The 16,129-nt window shown below is 70.6% G+C and carries 16 protein-coding genes; 8 read left to right on the top strand and 8 right to left on the bottom strand.

From position 1 onward, the window contains the following. Window positions 1–7 precede the first annotated feature (7 nt). Window positions 8–1,804 carry an LVIVD repeat-containing protein gene (locus tag ACZ5J1_RS05790; RefSeq protein WP_464563382.1) on the top strand — a complete coding sequence of 599 codons (1,797 nt, stop codon included), beginning with the start codon at window positions 8–10 and terminating at the stop codon, window positions 1,802–1,804. A gap of 112 nt (window positions 1,805–1,916) precedes the next feature. Here the strand turns inward: ACZ5J1_RS05790 and ACZ5J1_RS05785 are convergent, their stop codons facing one another. Next, window positions 1,917–2,807 carry an SDR family oxidoreductase gene (locus ACZ5J1_RS05785; protein WP_464563380.1) on the bottom strand — a complete coding sequence of 297 codons (891 nt, stop codon included), beginning with the start codon at window positions 2,805–2,807 and terminating at the stop codon, window positions 1,917–1,919. Continuing rightward, window positions 2,804–3,580 (bottom strand): SDR family oxidoreductase, encoded by a 777-nt coding sequence (locus ACZ5J1_RS05780; RefSeq protein ID WP_464563378.1) that lies wholly within the window; start codon window positions 3,578–3,580, stop codon window positions 2,804–2,806. The genes ACZ5J1_RS05785 and ACZ5J1_RS05780 overlap by 4 nt, the downstream gene beginning before the upstream one ends. Before the next feature lie 88 nt (window positions 3,581–3,668). Between ACZ5J1_RS05780 and ACZ5J1_RS05775 the strand changes: the two genes are divergently transcribed. From ACZ5J1_RS05775 to ACZ5J1_RS05760, 4 genes are read left to right on the top strand one after another with little or no spacing between them, the layout of a single operon-like run. Next, window positions 3,669–4,436, top strand: a complete 768-nt coding sequence (locus tag ACZ5J1_RS05775; protein ID WP_464563376.1) for an enoyl-CoA hydratase family protein — start codon at window positions 3,669–3,671, stop codon at window positions 4,434–4,436. Then, the gene (locus tag ACZ5J1_RS05770) at window positions 4,433–5,359 is read left to right on the top strand and encodes a CoA transferase subunit A (protein ID WP_464563374.1); all 927 of its coding nucleotides are present in this window, start codon (window positions 4,433–4,435) and stop codon (window positions 5,357–5,359) included. The genes ACZ5J1_RS05775 and ACZ5J1_RS05770 overlap by 4 nt, the downstream gene beginning before the upstream one ends. After that, window positions 5,356–6,141 carry a CoA-transferase subunit beta gene (locus ACZ5J1_RS05765; RefSeq protein WP_464563372.1) on the top strand — a complete coding sequence of 262 codons (786 nt, stop codon included), beginning with the start codon at window positions 5,356–5,358 and terminating at the stop codon, window positions 6,139–6,141. Before ACZ5J1_RS05770 ends, ACZ5J1_RS05765 begins: the two co-directional genes overlap by 4 nt. Next, window positions 6,138–7,205, top strand: coding sequence for an NAD(P)H-dependent flavin oxidoreductase (locus ACZ5J1_RS05760; protein WP_464563370.1), 1,068 nt, complete (start codon window positions 6,138–6,140; stop codon window positions 7,203–7,205). Before ACZ5J1_RS05765 ends, ACZ5J1_RS05760 begins: the two co-directional genes overlap by 4 nt. On the opposite strand, the gene ACZ5J1_RS05755 is transcribed toward ACZ5J1_RS05760, so the two are convergent. From ACZ5J1_RS05755 to ACZ5J1_RS05745, 3 genes are read right to left on the bottom strand one after another with little or no spacing between them, the layout of a single operon-like run. Next, window positions 7,198–8,022: a CPBP family intramembrane glutamic endopeptidase gene (locus tag ACZ5J1_RS05755; RefSeq protein WP_464563369.1), complete on the bottom strand. Its 825-nt coding sequence runs from the start codon at window positions 8,020–8,022 to the stop codon at window positions 7,198–7,200. The genes ACZ5J1_RS05760 and ACZ5J1_RS05755 overlap by 8 nt on opposite strands. A 43-nt stretch (window positions 8,023–8,065) precedes the next feature. Beyond that, window positions 8,066–8,746, bottom strand: coding sequence for a PaaI family thioesterase (locus ACZ5J1_RS05750; RefSeq protein WP_464563368.1), 681 nt, complete (start codon window positions 8,744–8,746; stop codon window positions 8,066–8,068). 9 nt (window positions 8,747–8,755) lie between these two features. Then, a complete protein-coding gene (locus ACZ5J1_RS05745) occupies window positions 8,756–9,751 on the bottom strand; it encodes a DUF2332 domain-containing protein (RefSeq protein WP_464563367.1) in 996 nt (331 codons plus the stop codon). On the opposite strand from ACZ5J1_RS05745, the gene ACZ5J1_RS05740 reads away from it, so the two are divergent. Further along, window positions 9,732–10,568: a M14 family zinc carboxypeptidase gene (locus tag ACZ5J1_RS05740; protein WP_464563366.1), complete on the top strand. Its 837-nt coding sequence runs from the start codon at window positions 9,732–9,734 to the stop codon at window positions 10,566–10,568. The two genes, ACZ5J1_RS05745 and ACZ5J1_RS05740, sit on opposite strands and share 20 nt — an antisense overlap. Before the next feature lie 20 nt (window positions 10,569–10,588). Then, the gene (locus ACZ5J1_RS05735) at window positions 10,589–11,275 is read left to right on the top strand and encodes a hypothetical protein (RefSeq protein WP_464563364.1); all 687 of its coding nucleotides are present in this window, start codon (window positions 10,589–10,591) and stop codon (window positions 11,273–11,275) included. Window positions 11,276–11,395: 120 nt separating this feature from the next. On the opposite strand, the gene ACZ5J1_RS05730 is transcribed toward ACZ5J1_RS05735, so the two are convergent. The 3 genes from ACZ5J1_RS05730 to ACZ5J1_RS05720 are packed head-to-tail and all read right to left on the bottom strand — an operon-like array spanning window position 11,396 to window position 14,551. Continuing rightward, window positions 11,396–12,559, bottom strand: a complete 1,164-nt coding sequence (locus tag ACZ5J1_RS05730; protein ID WP_464563362.1) for an acetyl-CoA C-acetyltransferase — start codon at window positions 12,557–12,559, stop codon at window positions 11,396–11,398. Window positions 12,560–12,572: 13 nt separating this feature from the next. Then, the gene (locus tag ACZ5J1_RS05725) at window positions 12,573–13,376 is read right to left on the bottom strand and encodes an SDR family oxidoreductase (RefSeq protein ID WP_464563360.1); all 804 of its coding nucleotides are present in this window, start codon (window positions 13,374–13,376) and stop codon (window positions 12,573–12,575) included. Further along, window positions 13,376–14,551: an acyl-CoA dehydrogenase family protein gene (locus ACZ5J1_RS05720; RefSeq protein WP_464563358.1), complete on the bottom strand. Its 1,176-nt coding sequence runs from the start codon at window positions 14,549–14,551 to the stop codon at window positions 13,376–13,378. Before ACZ5J1_RS05720 ends, ACZ5J1_RS05725 begins: the two co-directional genes overlap by 1 nt. A gap of 45 nt (window positions 14,552–14,596) precedes the next feature. On the opposite strand from ACZ5J1_RS05720, the gene ACZ5J1_RS05715 reads away from it, so the two are divergent. After that, window positions 14,597–16,129 (top strand): FadD3 family acyl-CoA ligase, encoded by a 1,533-nt coding sequence (locus ACZ5J1_RS05715; RefSeq protein ID WP_464563356.1) that lies wholly within the window; start codon window positions 14,597–14,599, stop codon window positions 16,127–16,129.

Below are 16,129 nucleotides of genomic sequence, written 5' to 3'. Positions count from 1 at the left end.
GTCGATCATGGGGACGACCACCACCTCGAAGTTCCGCGTTCTCGCGGTCGCCGCGCTCCTCGCCGGCGGCGTGATCACCGTCGGCGTGCTGGGTGTCGTCGGCAGCGGCAGCTCGGTCGCCCGCAGCTCGCTGGCCGGCGTCCCGCGCGCGGTCTGCGGACCGGGCGATCGGCCCGAGTCCGGGATGCAGGGCCGGGTGCCGAGCGCCGACTATGCGAGCGGCCGGGCCCAGCGGGGCTACACCTGCAACGCGGTCCAGGTCGGCCACACCGGCAGCTCCGGCGCGTTCAAGGTGCAGCGCTACGTCGACACCACCGGTCGGGTCTGCGCCTACTACGACCTGGCCGCGATCATCGGCACGGCTGCCAACGAGAACGGCCTCAACATCGGGGTCGCCGCCGTCGACATGACGGACCCGGCGCACCCGGTCCAGACCGCCACCCTGCTCTCCCCCGCCATGCTCAACCCGCACGAGTCGGTGCTGGTCAACCAGAAGCGCGGACTGCTGATCGGCATCCTCGGCACCGCGGCGACCGCGCCCGGGATCATGGACGTCTACGACGTCAGCGCCGACTGCCGCCACCCGGTCCTGAGGTCGACCGGGATCGCCCCCGTCCTCGGCCACGAGAGCGGCTTCTCCCCCGACGGGAAGACGGTCTGGGCCAGCGGCACCGCCGGTTTCACCCTGACCGCGATCGACGTCTCCAACCCGTCGCTGCCGGTGCCGCTGTCACTCAGCTTCCCCGGCGTCTACCACGGGCTGCGGCTCTCCGACGACGGCCGGACGATGTACGTCGCCAACATGGGCAACCCCAGCGGCAACAGCATCCTCGATCGGCCGAGTATGCGGATCCTCGACGTCTCCGACATCCAGGACCGCAAGCCCAACCCGCAGATCCGCACCCTGGGCGAGGTGACCTGGTCGGAGGCCTCGATGCCGCAGGTCGCCGAGCCGTTCACGCGCGACGGGCGGACGTACGTGCTCGAGGTCGACGAGTTCAACGACTGGTTCGGCGACAACTGGAAGATCGACTTCCAGGCCAACCAGGTCGGCGCAGCGCGGATCATCGACGTCACCGACCCGACCAAGCCGTACGTCGTCTCCCGGCTGCGGCTCGAGGTGCACGACCCCGCGAACCGCACCGGCGACGTGATGGCCGACCCCGGCGCCAACGGCGTGCTCAAGTCCTACGCCGCGCACTACTGCTCGGTGCCCACGCGCAACGAGCCGCGCCTGGCCGGCTGCTCGATGATCGCCTCGGGCCTGCGGATCTTCGACATCAGCGATCTGTCGCACCCGCGCGAGGTCGCCTACTTCAACCAGCCGGGGTCCGACGGCGCCGATGCGTTGTCCCAGCCCGCGTGGGACCTGCAGCGCGGCCAGGTCTGGTACTCCGACGGCGAGGAAGGGCTCTTCACGGTCAAGCTGACCGGCCGGGCCGGCGCGCTGTTGAAACCCGGCGCGTGTGCCGCCGACCGCCGGATCCCGACGCTGGACTCCGACGGCGACGGACTCTCCGACGCCGCCGAGGCTCGCGGAACACGTCTGGCGCAACGCGTCGGTCGTCTCGGCCGCCCCGGCCGCGCCATCGGCCTGGTCCGCACCCACGCCTGCCTGGCCGACACCGACCGTGACGGGCTCAGCGACGCCCAGGAGATCGCCGGCACCCGGATCCGGGTCCGCACCTCGGGCGGGTCGAAGGTGATCCTCCGCCGGACCGATCCGACGAAGGCCGACACCGACCGCGACGGCCGCACCGACGGCTTCGAGGTCCGCCACCACCGGGACCCCACCCGACGCTGACAACTCACGCCGAGTCCCGGGTTTTGGTGGGCCGAGTCGCGGGTTCTGGGGCGTCCAGCCCCCAGAACCCGGGACTCGAGGCCCGAAAACCCGGGATTCGGCGAAGGGGTGGTCAGCTTCCGTAGACGGGCTCTGGGGCCGGGGCCTTGGCGATCAGCTCGGTCAGGGCGGGGCCGACCTCGGCGGCGGTCCAGCGGCGGCCGAGGTCCTGGGCGGGGCCGTGGGACCAGCCGTTCTCGACCGTCAGCAGCGAGCCGTCGATCTCAATGACGCGACCGGTCACGTCGGCGGCCTCGACCGAGGCGAGCCAGGCGACGATCGGCGAGTTGTCCTCGGGCAGCGCCATGGCGGACGTGTCGAAGGCACCCTCGGTCATCCGAGTCTTGGCCACGGGAGCGATCGCGTTGACCGTGACGCCGTACCGGCCGAGCTCGGCGGCGGCGACGAGGCTCATCGCCGCGATCCCCGCCTTCGCCGCGGAGTACGTCGTCTGGCCGATCGATCCCTGCAGGCCGGCGCCCGAGGAGGTGTTGATCACGCGGGCGGCGCGGGTGCGGCCCTCCTTGGCCTCGTTGCGCCAGTAAGCGCCGGCGTGCCGCAGCGTGGCGAAGTGTCCCTTGAGGTGGACTCGGATGACGGCGTCCCACTCCTCCTCGGCGGTGTTGACCAGCATCCGGTCGCGGACGAAGCCGGCGTTGTTGACCAGGATGTCGAGGCCGCCGAACGTGTCGATCGCCTGCTGGACGAGGTCGCGGGCCTGGTCGAAGTCGGCCACGTCGGCTCGGTTGACCTCGGCCTCGCCACCCAGGGCGCGGATCTCGGCGACGACCTCATCAGCGGGCGTCTCCACGGTGGTCTCACCGTTGTTCGTGACGCCGTAGTCGTTGACGATCACCTTCGCGCCATGGCGAGCGAGCTCGAGCGCGTGCGCGCGACCGATGCCACGGCCGGCGCCGGTGACGATCGCGACGCGGCCCTCGAGGAGGCGGGGGGTGGTGGTCATGCGTTCTCCTTGGTGATGTGCGCCGCTGCCGCAGCGAGGAAGGCGGGAGACTCTCCCCCGCCGTGGAGCTCGATCGTGGAGCCGGTGGCGTAGGCCGCCAACGGGCTGGCCAGGAACGCGGCGACTCCCCCGACGTCGGACGGGGTCGCGAAGCGGCCCAGCGGCACGGTGGCCGCGACAGCGGCGACGCCCTCGGGGCCGCCGTAGTGGTCCTCGGTCTGCTCGGTGGCGACCATGCCGACGTTGATCGCGTTCACCCGGACCTGGGGCGCCCACTCGATCGCGAGGCTGCGAGTGAGTGAGTCCAGACCGGCCTTGGCGGCGCCGTAGGCGGCGGTGCCGGGCGAGGGTCGGATGGCGCTGACGCTGGAGATGTTGACGATCGACCCACCGCCGGGCTGGTCCTGCATCACCGCGTTGGCGGCCTGGCTGAGCAGCAGCGGGGCGAGCAGGTTGAGCTCGACCACCTTGGCGTGCAGCCGCGGGCTCGCCGTCGCCGCCGGGGCCGAGGGGGCGCCGCCGGCGTTGTTGACCAGCACGTCGAGGCGACCGAACTCCTCGACGATCCCCGCGACGAGCGCCGAGACGGCGTCGGGGTCACGCACGTCGCAGACCCGGTGGACGCTGCCCAGGAGCGGCTCGGCCTCGCTGCGCGAGCAGGTGACGACCTGCGCGCCGGCAGCGATGAAGGTCTCGCTGATGCCGCGTCCGATGCCGCGGGTCCCGCCGGTGACGAGCACGACGAGGCCGTCGAGATCGAGTGAGAGTGGCATGTTGTCAGGCTAGCGCCGAAACGCTATTTTTGAAACACGTTCTAGTTTTGACGGTAGGTTGGAGACAACCGAACTTTGGAGGACCTTGATGTCTGTCAGCAGCGAGATCCGGGACGACGGCATCGCCATCGTCACGATGAACGCTCCCCCGGTCAACGCCCTCACCGTCCAGGGCTGGTTCGACGTGGCCACGGCTGTCACCGAGGCCGGCCGCGTCCCGAACGTCCGGGTCGTGATCCTCCGCGCCGAGGGCAAGGGCTTCAACGCCGGGGTCGACATCAAGGAGATGCAGAACACGACCGGCTTCGACGCGCTCCTGGGCGCGAACCACGGTTGCTACGCCGCGTTCAAGGCCGTCTACGAGTGCGAGGTCCCCGTGATCGCCGCGGTCAACGGCTTCTGCGTCGGCGGTGGCGTTGGTCTGGTCGGCAACGCCGACATCGTGATCGCCTCGGACGACGCCTACTTCGGCGTGCCCGAGGTCAAGCAGGGCGCGCTCGGCGCCGCCACCCACATGGCCCGCCTCGTCCCCCAGCACCTGATGCGCACCCTCTACTTCACCGCGCGCACCATCCCGGCCCGCGACCTGGTCACCCACGGCTCCGTGGTCGAGGTCGTCCCGCGCGACCAGCTCGACGAGGCCGCCCTCGCGCTGGCTCAGGAGGTCGCCGACAAGCACCCCCGCGTGATCCGCGCCGCCAAGGCCGCGCTCAACGGGATCGACCCGATCGACGTGAACAAGTCCTACCGGTTCGAGCAGGGGTTCACCTTCGAGCTCAACCTGACCGGCGTCTCCGACGAGCTGCGAGACGACTTCGCCGGCACCGACAAGTCCGACAAGGCAGGAACCAAGTGAGTACCCGACCCGCTGACAAGACCACCTCGATCGAGGCGATCATCGACTCCCTCTCCGACGGGATGACGATCGGGATCGGCGGTTGGGGCCCGCGGCGCAAGCCGATGGCCCTGGTCCGCGCGCTGTACAACAGCGACCTCAAGGACCTGACGATCGTGGCCTGGGGCGGCGCGGACGTCGGCCTGCTCGCCCGCGCCGGCAAGATCCGCAAGCTGGTCTACGCCTTTGTCTCGCTGGACTCGATCCCGCTGGAGCCGAACTTCCAGCGCGCCCGCCAGACCAAGGCGATCCCGCAGGTCGTCGAGCTCGACGAGGGCATGTTCAACCTCGGCCTCCAGGCCGCCGCGCAGCGGGTGCCATTCCTGCCCGCCCGCGCCGGACTCGGCTCGGACGTGCTGGTGAACAACCCCGAGATCACCACGATCACCTCCCCGTACGCCGACGAGAACGGCGACTTCGAGACCCTCGTCGCCGTCCCCGCGCTGAAGCTCGACGTCGCCTTCGTGCACATGAACCGCGCCGACGTGCACGGCAACGCCGTCTACCTCGGCCCCGACCCGTACTTCGACGACCTGTTCTGCATGGCCGCCGACCGGGCCTACGTCAGCTGCGAGCAGATCGTCGACACCGCCGGCCTCACCGCGGGCACCGAGCAGTCGCCGGCCGTCGACGTCCAGCGCCTGCTGATCAGCCGTCTGCTGGTCGACGGCGTCGTCGAGACCCCGAACGGCGCCCACTTCACCACCTGCACCCCCGACTACGAGCGCGACGAGCGGTTCCAGAAGGCGTACGCCGCCGCGGCTGCCGGCTCGGACGAGGACTGGCAGGCCTTCCACGACCGGTTCCTGGCCGGCGACGAAGCCAGCTACCAAGCGGCCGTTGCGGCCTGGCGCCAGGAGATCAGCAAGGAGAACGCCCGATGAGCACCTACACCCGCGCAGACGTCTGCGCCGTCGCGATCGCCGACGCGTTCGCCGACGCCTACGCCGGCCGACGCGAGTTCTTCGCCTCCCCGATGGGCCTGCTGCCCACCGTCGGCGCTCGCCTGGCCAAGCTCACCTCGAACCCGGAGCTGGTGATCTCCGACGGCGAGTCGATCTGGCTCGGCGGCGTACCGCCGATCGGGGGCACCGACGTGGTCGAGGGCTGGATCCCGTTCCGCAAGGTCTTCGACATCGTCAACCACGGCCGCCGACACGTGATGATGGGCGCGACCCAGGTCGACCGCGACGGCAACCAGAACATCAGCGCCATCGGCGACTTCGCCCAGCCGACCCGCCAGCTGCTCGGCTCGCGCGGCGCTCCGGGCAACACCGCCAACAACCGGACGTCGTACTGGGTGCCGAAGCACTCGCCCCGCGTCTTCGTCGAGCAGGTCGACATCGTCACCGGGATCGGCGCCCAGCGTGCCGCCGCGGCCGGCGTCGGCGCGACGAAGTACCACGACCTGCACCGGATCATCAGCAACCTCGGCGTCTTCGACTTCACCGGCCCCGACGGCACGGTCGCGCTGCGCTCCGTGCACCCCGGCGTCACGGTCGACGAGGTCGTCGCCGCGACCGGCTTCGAGCTCACCCTCCCGGCGGACGTACCGGTCACGCGGGAGCCCACGTCGGAGGAGCTCACCCTGATCAACCACGTGATCGACCCCAAGGGCCTGCGCCTGCGCGAGGTTCCCGAGCCCGTCGTTGAGGCTGCTTCATGATCGACCAGCTCCTCTCCACCCCGCTCACCGAGCTGGCCGGGATCAAGCACCCGGTCGTCCAGACCGGGATGGGCTGGGTCGCCGGACCGCGCCTGGTCTCGGCGACCGCCAACGCCGGCGGTCTGGGCATCCTGGCCTCGGCCACGATGACCTTCGACGAGCTCGAGAAGGCGATCATCGAGACGAAGAGCCGGACCAACGCGCCGTTCGGCGTGAACCTGCGCGCCGACGCCGGGGACGCCGCGGATCGCTGCCTACTGCTGATCGACCACGAGGTCAAGGTGGCCTCGTTCGCCCTGGCACCCAAGCCGGAGCTGATCGCGATGCTCAAGGAGAAGGGGATCGTCGTGATCCCCTCGATCGGTGCACCGAAGCACGCCGCCAAGGTGGCCTCCTGGGGCGCCGACGCGGTGATGATCCAGGGCGGTGAGGGCGGTGGTCACACCGGCGCCGTCCCGACCACGCTGCTGCTGCCCTCCGTGCTCGACGCCGTCGACATCCCGGTGATCGCTGCCGGTGGCTTCTTCGACGGCCGCGGCCTGGCCGCCGCCCTGTCGTACGGCGCCGCCGGGATCGGCATGGGAACCCGCTTCCTGCTCACGGCCGACTCCGCGGTGCCCCAGGCGGTCAAGGAGCTCTACCTCGGCTACGGCCTGGACGGCACCGTCGTGACCGACAAGGTCGACGGCATGCCGCACCGGATGCTGCGCACGGACCTGGTCGAGTCGCTGCTCGACGCCTCGTGGGCCAAGCGCGCCATCCCGACCGCGAAGCGGACGCTGGAGTTCAAGAAGTCCTCCGGGATGACGTGGCGCCAGCTCGCCGCGGACGGCAAGGCGATGAAGCACGCCCAGGGTCGCTCGCTGGCCCAGCTCGCGCTGGCGGCGAACACCCCGACGATGCTGAAGTCCGGCCTGGTCGAGGGCGACACCTCGGCCGGCGTGCTGGCCTCGGGTCAGGTCGTGGGTCTGCTCGACGACCTGCCGACCTGCGAGGCGTTGATCGACCGCGTGGTGACCGAGGCTGCTGCGAGTCTCAAGCGCACGGCGTCGTACCTCAGCTGACGGCGGCCCGTGCGCGCCCGCGGACGAAGAAGAGCGACCCGATCCCGACCAGGATCACCAGCACCGTCGCCAGCACGGCGAGCGCTGCGGCGCCGCCGGCCTGCTCGGTGACGCCCTTGTCCAGCCCGCCGGCGGCGAGGAACGTGGTCGGGTCGGTGAACCCGTGCAGGATGATGGCCGCCCAGATCGTCCCGGTGACGCGCATCGAGAGATACATGCAGGCACCGAAGCCCAGCGTGTAGACCACGGTCGCCAGCACGGTGGTCACGGCCATCCCGGAGATCAGGTTCGTCATGTGCATCAGCGCGAAGAGCAGCGACGCGATGAAGGCGACGAACTTCTCGCCGTGGCCGGCGTCGCGCAGCATCGTCACGACGATGCCTCGGGTGGCGATCTCCTCGGTGAACCCGACCGCGGCACCGACGAGCGCCAGGCCGAGGATCTGACCGGCGCTCCAGTCGCTCCACTCCGTGCCGACCACGTGCGCCACGATCGCCAGCACCACCAGCATCGGCGCGATCCACATCCAGCGCCGTCCCTCCACGGGCTGGCGCCCGAAGATCTCCGCCGCCCACCCCTGCCACCGGGCGAACAGGAACAGCGCGGTGCCACCGATCGCGATCGGCAGGGCGAGGCCGAAGAAGAGCGTGCTGAAGTCGGCCAGCGGGTCGTCGTCGTCGATCGCGCCGGAGAAGACCCACGCGATGAGCCGACTCACGGCGACGAAGAAGACCAGGTAGCCGAGGACCAGCAGCACCGCCTTGGCGAGTGTCGGTCGGTTCCAGAAGCCTTGACGAGCACTCGTGGTGGCGGTCATGCCCGGCATGCTGCCAGGGATCGCCACCGAGCAGAAGAGGCGGTCAGTCCAGTGAGCCGATGGGGGCCCCGACGCCCTCCACGGCCCAGCGCGGCACGATGAACAGGCCGTCGGCCACGATGGCGGGCTCCGAGCCGGGCTCCCCGGGGCCGATCTGGGCGGTGACGGAGATCTTGCGCCCCTCCTCGCCGGCGATCCAGGCCTTCAGCCAGATCCGACCGAGCGGCAGCGGCTGGGAGTACCGCAGCGACAGCGTGCCGGTCACCGTCAGACGGGTGTGGGCGGCGCTCGCGGTCTCACCCATCAGGTGGTCGAGGATCAGCGCCGAGACCCCGCCGTGGACGCAGCCGGGCGGCCCTTCGTACGCCGCGCCGAGGTCCACGGTGGAGCTGACCACGCCGTCCTCGTCCCAGGCCAGGGTCACCGGCGGGGCGATCGCGTTGCGCACCCCCACCACGGCGTTCCCCCAGTTCCACGACCGGCCCTCGTGGTTGAACCGGACCCCCGCAGGCTCGGGCGAGATCCGCTCGGCCAGCAGTCCCTCGGCCTGCTGCAGCAGCTCGCGCACCTGCGCTACCCGGTCCGCGTCGGCCTCGGTCCGGATGGTGAGGTCGATCAGCCGCCGGACGTCGTCGGTGAGTCCGCCGTAGAGCCGCTCGGCCGCTTCGACCTGCTCGGTGGACCACTCGGAGGCATGGAATGAGGTGGAGAAGAGCCCTGACACGGGACCACGCTAGCGGCTGCTGGTCCAGCGCAGGCTCCGGCCGTGGCCGTGTGTCTGGGCGATGGCCTGTCCGTCGAGGCCGAGCACGAAGGTCTGCTTCTCCGGCGGGATCTCGGGTCCGGTCGCGGTGATCGACGGCAGCACGTTCTTGGCCTCGTTGCTCACCCAGTGACACCGCCCGTCGGCGACGAGCCCCCGGATCAGGGCCTCGAACCGCTCCCGGTCGGCCTGCTCCAGGTAGGCGATCACGGCGGAGTGGAAGACCACGACCTCACCGTGCTGCGCGGCCTCCTCGACCAGGCCGGGCAGCTGGTCCAGGAGGTCCCCGGCGACCAGCCGCGGCGGATCGGCTCGAGCGATCTCGATCGCCGTGGTGAGTCGCTGCCGGCGGTCCTCGTGCTCGGGCCAGACCAGCGTGGTCAGCCAGGCCATGTCGGCCTCGTCGGTGACGTCGAGCGGATTGAGGTCGATCCCGCCGCGCCACGCCACGTCGGGTACGACGCCGGGCAGCGTGCCTTCGCCCTTGACCCGCGCCTCCAGGACCGGACCTGATCCGGCCTCGACGACTCCCCCGTCGGTCGCCCACGCGTAGCTCCACCGGTCGGGGTAGAGGCACAGGCCCGCCGAGGCACCGATCTCGAGCAGCGCCAACGGTCGGTCCGTGCTCTCTGCGATCGTCGCGAACGCCGGCACCAGGGTGGCGAGCCGACCCACCTCGTTGGTCTGGGTCGCGTGCGTCAGGATCGTGTCCCGGAGGGGGCCCGGGTCCTCGAGCAGAGCCGTGCGCAGGGCGTCGTACGGGCCGGGGGCGGGGACGCCGTGGAGCCGCGCCGCGGCGAAGACCAGGTTGGGCTGGTGCTTGATCGGCGGCAGCTCGGCGAGCCACGCGAGCAGCTCGGCATCGTCGGCGGCGCGGGTGGCCCAGTCGGCGAAGCAGGGAGAGTCTCCGGCGGCGTACGCAGCGAAGTCTCGATACTCTGAGGCGATGTCGTCGAAGAGCAGCACCTCTTCATTGTGGCTCGCGGTCGCCGCGATGGTGTCGGCGGCCTTCGTCCTGGTGGCGCCGACGACCGCACCGGCCCACGCCGAGACCACAGCCACCCCACGGTCGAACCAAGTGGTGGAGAAGCGGGTGATCGGCCGCTCGGTCAAGGGTCGCCCGATCGTCGCCTACCGCAAGGGCAACCCCGACGCGCAGCGCAAGGTCGTGCTGCTGGGCTCGATGCACGGCGACGAACGCGCCGGCGTGCGGACGGCGAGGTTCGTGATCGACCACGTCGCGGTGTCGACAGCGGCGGACGTCTGGATCATCCCGACGATGAATCCCGACGGGCTGGCCAGGAACAAGCGGACCAACGCCCACGGCGTCGACCTCAACCGGAACTGGCCGATGAACTGGCGCAAGGGACCGCACGGCCGGAAGTACCCCGGGCCGCGGGCGGCCTCCGAGCCCGAGACCCGCGCGATGATGGCGTTCCTGACCGAGGTGCAGCCGGTCTTCCTGACCTCGATCCACCAGCCGTTCGCCGCCGTCGGTCTGTACCGCGACAAGCCCCGGCCCTTCCAGCGCCGCCTGGCGCGTCAGCTGAGGCTGCCGCTCCGCGCGATCCCGATCAACGGGTCCGGCAGCAGTCACGTCAGCCCCGAGAAGGCCAAGCACCTTCAGCCGCACGGCGGGGACAACGACCCCACCCTGACCGGTTGGTACAACGCGCACTTCCCCGGGACTGCCATGACCGTCGAGTACTCCGCGCACCCCAGCAGGAAGTACACGACCAAGCGGGCTGGCTTCGGGGTGATGAAGGCGTCACTCGCCCGCTAGTGACGTGCCACGCTGAGCAGGTGGACGACGACGAGTTTCTCACCCAGGTGCTCGAGGTGCTGCCCGAGTACCTGATCCCCGACGTGGTCGTGACGTCGTTGCGCCCCGTCGACGGCCGCCCCTGGTTGCGAGCGGAGGCCACCTTCGAACGCAGCTGGGCACCATCGGGCCGGCCTCGATCCCTGGCGGGATCGGTGTTCACGCCGCTCGACCCGCAGTGGCGATACGACACGGTGCACGACCTGCCTGACGACTACGCCCGACTCGTGGCGAGCACGGTTCACCGTGAGGTGCACAAGCTGACCGGCCGCCGCAGGCCCGTCGTTCACCTGACCGCCGACCACGTCGACGAGCGCTGGCAGTGGCTTCTCGAGCGCCTGGCGCTCAGCGGGTCGGTGAGCGAGATCGGGAAGGGCCAACTCCTCGTCACACCCTCCGGCGATCGACCCCCGTTCACCGTTCTCGCGACCCCCGACGAGTGGGCCTCGATCGCCGAGCCGCTCAACCACGACGCTGATGATCCGCAGGACTTCAGCCGCCTCTTCGACGACACGTTCCTCGTCTTCTACGAGGACCGGCTGGCATGGTCCATCCGAGCGGAGCTGCCCCCGGTTCGTTGGGGAGCAGAGATGCAGCGCGAATCGCGAGACGCACGACTGGAGGGTCGGGAGCCGCCGTACCGCTGGGTCCCGTCGAGCCGGAGGTGAGCCCCACAACCCGGGACTCGACGCCCCAGAACCCGGGACTCGGCTGCAGGAACCCTCAAGTCGGCTGCAGGAACCCTCAAGTCGACTGCAGGAACCCTCAAGTCGGCGGAGGGAGATCGGTCAGAGGCGCTCGATGATCGTGACGTTGGCCTGGCCGCCGCCCTCGCACATGGTCTGGAGGCCGAAGCGGCCGCCGGTGCGCTCGAGCTCGTTGAGCAGGGTGGTCATCAGGCGGGTGCCGGTGGCACCGATGGGGTGGCCGAGCGAGATGCCGCCGCCGTTGACGTTGACCTTCTCGTGCGGGACACCGAGCTCGTCCTGCCAAGCGAGCACCACGGAGGCGAACGCCTCGTTGCACTCGAACAGGTCGATGTCGTCGACCGTCATCCCGGTCTTCTCCAGCGCGTGCCGGGTGGCACGGATCGGGCCGGTGAGCATCCACACCGGGTCGTCACCGCGGACGGAGAGGTGGTGGATCCGGGCGCGCGGGGTGAGCCCGTGCTCCTTCACGGCAGCCTCGGACGCGATCAGCATCGCCGAGGCGGCGTCGGAGATCTGCGAGGCGACGGCGGCGGTGATCCGACCACCGGGAGCCAGCGGCTCGAGGCCGGCCATCTTCTCCAGCGACGTCTCGCGGACGCACTCGTCGGTCTCGAAGACCCGGCCGTCGGCCAGGGTGATCGGCGCGATCTCGTTCTTGAACCGGCCCTCGTCGATCGCGGTGCGGGCACGCTGGTGCGAGGCGAGCGCGAACTCCTCCATCCGCTCCCGGCTGATGTTCCACTTCTCGGCGATCATCTCCGCGGAGTTGAACTGCGAGACCTCGGTGTCGCCGTAGCGCGCGTTCCAGCCGGGCGACTCGGCGAACGGCGTGGTGTAGCCGTACTGCTGACCGACCAGCATCGCCGCGGAGATCGGGATGGAGCTCATGTTCTGCAGGCCGCCGGCGATGACGAGGTCCTGCGTCCCGGACATCACGCCCTGCGCGGCGAAGTGCACCGCCTGCTGCGACGAGCCGCACTGGCGGTCGATCGTCACACCGGGCACCTCGTCGGGCAGCCCCGCGACCAGCCACGCCGAGCGGGCGACGTCGCCGGCCTGCCCGCCGATGGTGTCGCAGCAACCCATGATCACGTCGTCGACGCGCACGGCGTCGATCCCGGTGCGCTCGACCAGCGAGCGCAGCACGTGCGCACCGAGGTCGGCCGGGTGGATCGCGGACAAGGAGCCGCCGCGCTTGCCGACCGGGGTGCGGACGGCGTCAACGATGTAAGCAGTACTCATCAGGTGCGGCCTTTCAGGCGTGCTGGCTGGAGACGGAGACGACCTCACCGGTCATGTACGAGGAGTAGCCGGAGGCCAGGAAGACCATCACGTTGGCGACCTCCCACGGCTCGGCGGCGCGACCGAAGGCCTCGCGCGAGGTGAGCTCGTCGAGCAGCTCGTCGGAGGTCACCTTGGCCAGGAAGGCGTGCATCGCCAGCGACGGCGAGACGGCGTTCACCCGGACGCCGTACGGCGCCAGGTCGACCGCTGCGCAGCGGGTCAGCGCCATCACGCCGGCCTTGGCGGCGGCGTAGTGGGCCTGGCCCTCCTGGGCACGCCAGCCGATCACGGAGGCGTTGTTGACGATCACGCCACCCTTGCCGGAGTCCTTCATCCGGGTGCCCGCGGCGCGGATGCAGCGCATCGTGCCGGTCAGCGAGATGTCGAGCACCCGGCCCCACTGCTCGTCGGTCATCTCGAGGATGTTCGCGGTGCCGCCGAGGCCGGCGTTGTTGATCATCACGTCGACCCCACCGAACTCGTCGGCGGCGTCGAGCAGCGCCTGGACGTCGGCCTCCGACGTCACGTCGGAGACGAGCGTGCGGACCCGGTCCTCCCCGAACTCGGCTCCGAGCTCCTCGGCCGCTTCCTTGAGTCGACGCTCGTGGGTGTCGCCGATGACGACGGCGCGGGCGCCCTCCTCGAGCGAGCGGCGGACCACGGAGGCACCGATCCCGGCCCCGGCTCCCGCGGTCACGACGACCACCTTGTCGTTCAGCAACCCGTGCCCGGGCACGTAGGTGGGAACGTTCTTGAGATCAGCGGGGTGGTTCATCAGACGCCTCTCGGCTCGCGGGGAAGGCCGAGCACACGCTCGGCCAGGATGTTGCGTTGAACTTCGTCGCTGCCGCCGTAGATCGTGTCGGCGCGGGAGAAGAGGAAGAGGCGCTGCCACCGGTCCAGCTCGTAGGGCGCCTCGGCCACGGGCAGACCGCCGGTGCCGAGGACGTCCATCGCCAGCTCGCCGAGATCCTTGTGCCAGTTGCCCCAGACCAGCTTGGCGATCGACTCGGCGGCCACGGTCGGCGCGGCGAGCGAACGCAGTGCGTTGACCCGCATCACGTCGAGCTCGATCCGCGCGCGCCGGAGCCGGTCGGCGAGGATCGGGTCCTGGTCGGCGCCGTTGGCCGCAGCGACGGCACACAGGTCGTCGAGCTCACGTGCGAACCCGACCTGCTGGCCCAGCGTGGAGACGCCGCGCTCGTAGCCGAGCAGACCCATCGCGACCCGCCAGCCGTCGCCGACCTCACCGACCACCAGGTCGGCGGCGGTGCGGGCCTCGGTGAGGAAGACCTCGTTGAACTCCGAGCCGCCGGTGAGCTGCTCGATCGGGCGGACCTCGACACCGGGCTGGTCGACCGGCACGAGCAGGAACGACAGGCCGGCCTGGCGCGCGGAGCCGGGCTCGGTGCGGGCGATGACGAAGATCCAGTCCGAGAGGTGCGCCAGCGAGGTCCAGATCTTCTGGCCGTCGATGACCCACTCGTCGCCGTCCGGCCCCGGCTCGAGGCGCGCCCTGGTGGCGACGTTGGCGAGGTCGGAGCCGGCACCGGGCTCGGAGTAGCCCTGGCACCACAGCTCCTCGACCGCGAGGATCCTCGGCAGGAAGCGGGCCTGCTGCTCCGGGGTTCCGGAGGCGATCAGGGTCGGCCCGAGCAGCTGCTCGCCGAGGTGGTTGACCGTCGCGGGAGCATCCGCACGCGCGTACTCCTCGTGGAAGATGACCTGCTGGGCCAGACTGAGACCGCGGCCGCCGTGCTCGACGGGCCAGCCGAGTCCGGTCCAGCCGTGCCGGGCGAGGTAGCGGTTCCACTCGAGCCGGGCTTCGAAGGCCTCGTGGTCACGTCCCGGGCCCCCGAGACCGCGCAGGGCAGCGAAGTCGCCGACCAGGTGGTTCTCGAGCCAGGAACGCACCTCGAGGCGGAAGTCGTCGTCGCTCACAGCAGTCACACCGCAATAGTAGAACTTGTTCTAGTTTCGCGCTAGCGTGGCCCTGTGAGTCCCGACACGATCCCCGCTGTCCTCGAGGACGCCGCCCGGCGTTTCGGTGGACGTCGCGCCTACGTCGAGGCCGGCGTCCCGACGACGTACGACGCCCTGCTCGCGCGAGTGCGTGAGACGGCGCGCCGCTACGTGGCCATCGGCGTCGAACCCGGCGACCGGATCGCGATCTGGGCACCGAACTCGGTGAACTGGGTCGTGGCCGCGCTCGCCGTCTCCTACGCCGGGGCGACCCTGGTCCCGGTCAACAGCCGCTACACCGGGCACGAGGCCGCCGAGCTGGTCGCCCGCACCGGTGCCCGCGCGATCGTCGTCGACGACGGCTTCCTCGGTCGCAGCCAGGCCGCCGACCTGGAGGCCGCGCTCGCCGCACGGTCGGACACCGCTGCCACCCGGATCGTCACCCTGCACCCGAGCGAGACCCACCTGGCGCTCGGCGCGATCGACGCCAGCCACGTCCCCGTCGACGAGGTCAGCGACCGCGCGCACGCCGTCTCTCCCGACGACGTCGCCGACATCCTCTTCACCTCCGGCACCACCGGCAGGCCCAAGGGAGCGCTGAGCGCCCACCGCCAGAGCGTCGGCGTCGCGCGGGCCTGGGGCGAGCTCGGCGGCGTCACCGCCGAGGACCGCTACCTGGTGGTCAACCCGTTCTTCCACTCCTTCGGCTACAAGGTCGGCATCATCACCGGGCTGATCACCGGCGCCACGCTCTACCCGGTCGCCACCTTCGACCTGGACGCCACCATGGAGCTGATCGACGCCGAGCGGATCACGGTCCTGCCCGGCGCCCCGACGATCTACCAGTCCCTGCTCGCCGCCCCGGGCCGGGACAAGTACGACCTGTCCTCGCTCCGGCTGGCCGTCACCGGCGCCGCCGTCGTCCCTGTGGTGCTGATCGAGCAGATGCGCGCGCCGGTCACCTCGGGCGGGCTCGGCATCGACCAGGTCGTGACCGCCTTCGGCATGACCGAGGCCGTGGTCGCGACGATGGCCCGTCAGGGAGATTCGGCCGAGCTGGTCGCCTCCACCTGCGGCCGCGCCATCCCCGGCATGGAGGTCCGGCTCGGCGACGGGGACGAGCTGCTGCTCCGCGGCGAGTTCGTCATGCTCGGCTACCTCGACGACCCGGCCGCCACCGCGGAGGCGATCGATGCCGACGGCTGGCTGCACACCGGCGACATCGCGACCCTGGACGAGGCCGGCAACCTGCGGATCACCGACCGGCTGAAGGACATGTACATCTCCGGCGGGTTCAACGTGTACCCCGCCGAGGTCGAGCAGGTCCTGCTGCGCCTGCCCGGCGTGCAGGACGCGGCCGTGGTCGGCGTACCCGACGAACGGATGGGCGAGGTCGGCAAGGCCTTCGTCGTCCTCGCCGTCGACCACCCGCCGACAGACGCCGAGATCATGGCCCACGCGCGCGAGCACCTCGCCAACTTCAAGGTGCCGCGCACGATCGAGGCGATCAGCGTCCTGCCGCGCAACCCGTCAGGCAAAGTGTTGAAGAACGAACTCAGGAAGTGA

The organism is Nocardioides sp. JCM 18999 (assembly GCF_055391175.1).
This window is presented reverse-complemented; position numbering and strand designations above follow the sequence as displayed.

Coding starts and splice junctions, on each gene's coding strand:
- ACZ5J1_RS05740 (WP_464563366.1), top strand. CDS start 9,732: ATGTCGTCGAAGAGCAGCACCTCTTCATTGTGGCTCGCGGTCGCCGCG.
- ACZ5J1_RS05780 (WP_464563378.1), bottom strand. CDS start 3,580: ATGCCACTCTCACTCGATCTCGACGGCCTCGTCGTGCTCGTCACCGGC.
- ACZ5J1_RS05760 (WP_464563370.1), top strand. CDS start 6,138: ATGATCGACCAGCTCCTCTCCACCCCGCTCACCGAGCTGGCCGGGATC.
- ACZ5J1_RS05725 (WP_464563360.1), bottom strand. CDS start 13,376: ATGAACCACCCCGCTGATCTCAAGAACGTTCCCACCTACGTGCCCGGG.
- ACZ5J1_RS05775 (WP_464563376.1), top strand. CDS start 3,669: ATGTCTGTCAGCAGCGAGATCCGGGACGACGGCATCGCCATCGTCACG.
- ACZ5J1_RS05730 (WP_464563362.1), bottom strand. CDS start 12,559: ATGAGTACTGCTTACATCGTTGACGCCGTCCGCACCCCGGTCGGCAAG.
- ACZ5J1_RS05785 (WP_464563380.1), bottom strand. CDS start 2,807: ATGACCACCACCCCCCGCCTCCTCGAGGGCCGCGTCGCGATCGTCACC.
- ACZ5J1_RS05755 (WP_464563369.1), bottom strand. CDS start 8,022: ATGACCGCCACCACGAGTGCTCGTCAAGGCTTCTGGAACCGACCGACA.
- ACZ5J1_RS05765 (WP_464563372.1), top strand. CDS start 5,356: ATGAGCACCTACACCCGCGCAGACGTCTGCGCCGTCGCGATCGCCGAC.
- ACZ5J1_RS05790 (WP_464563382.1), top strand. CDS start 8: ATGGGGACGACCACCACCTCGAAGTTCCGCGTTCTCGCGGTCGCCGCG.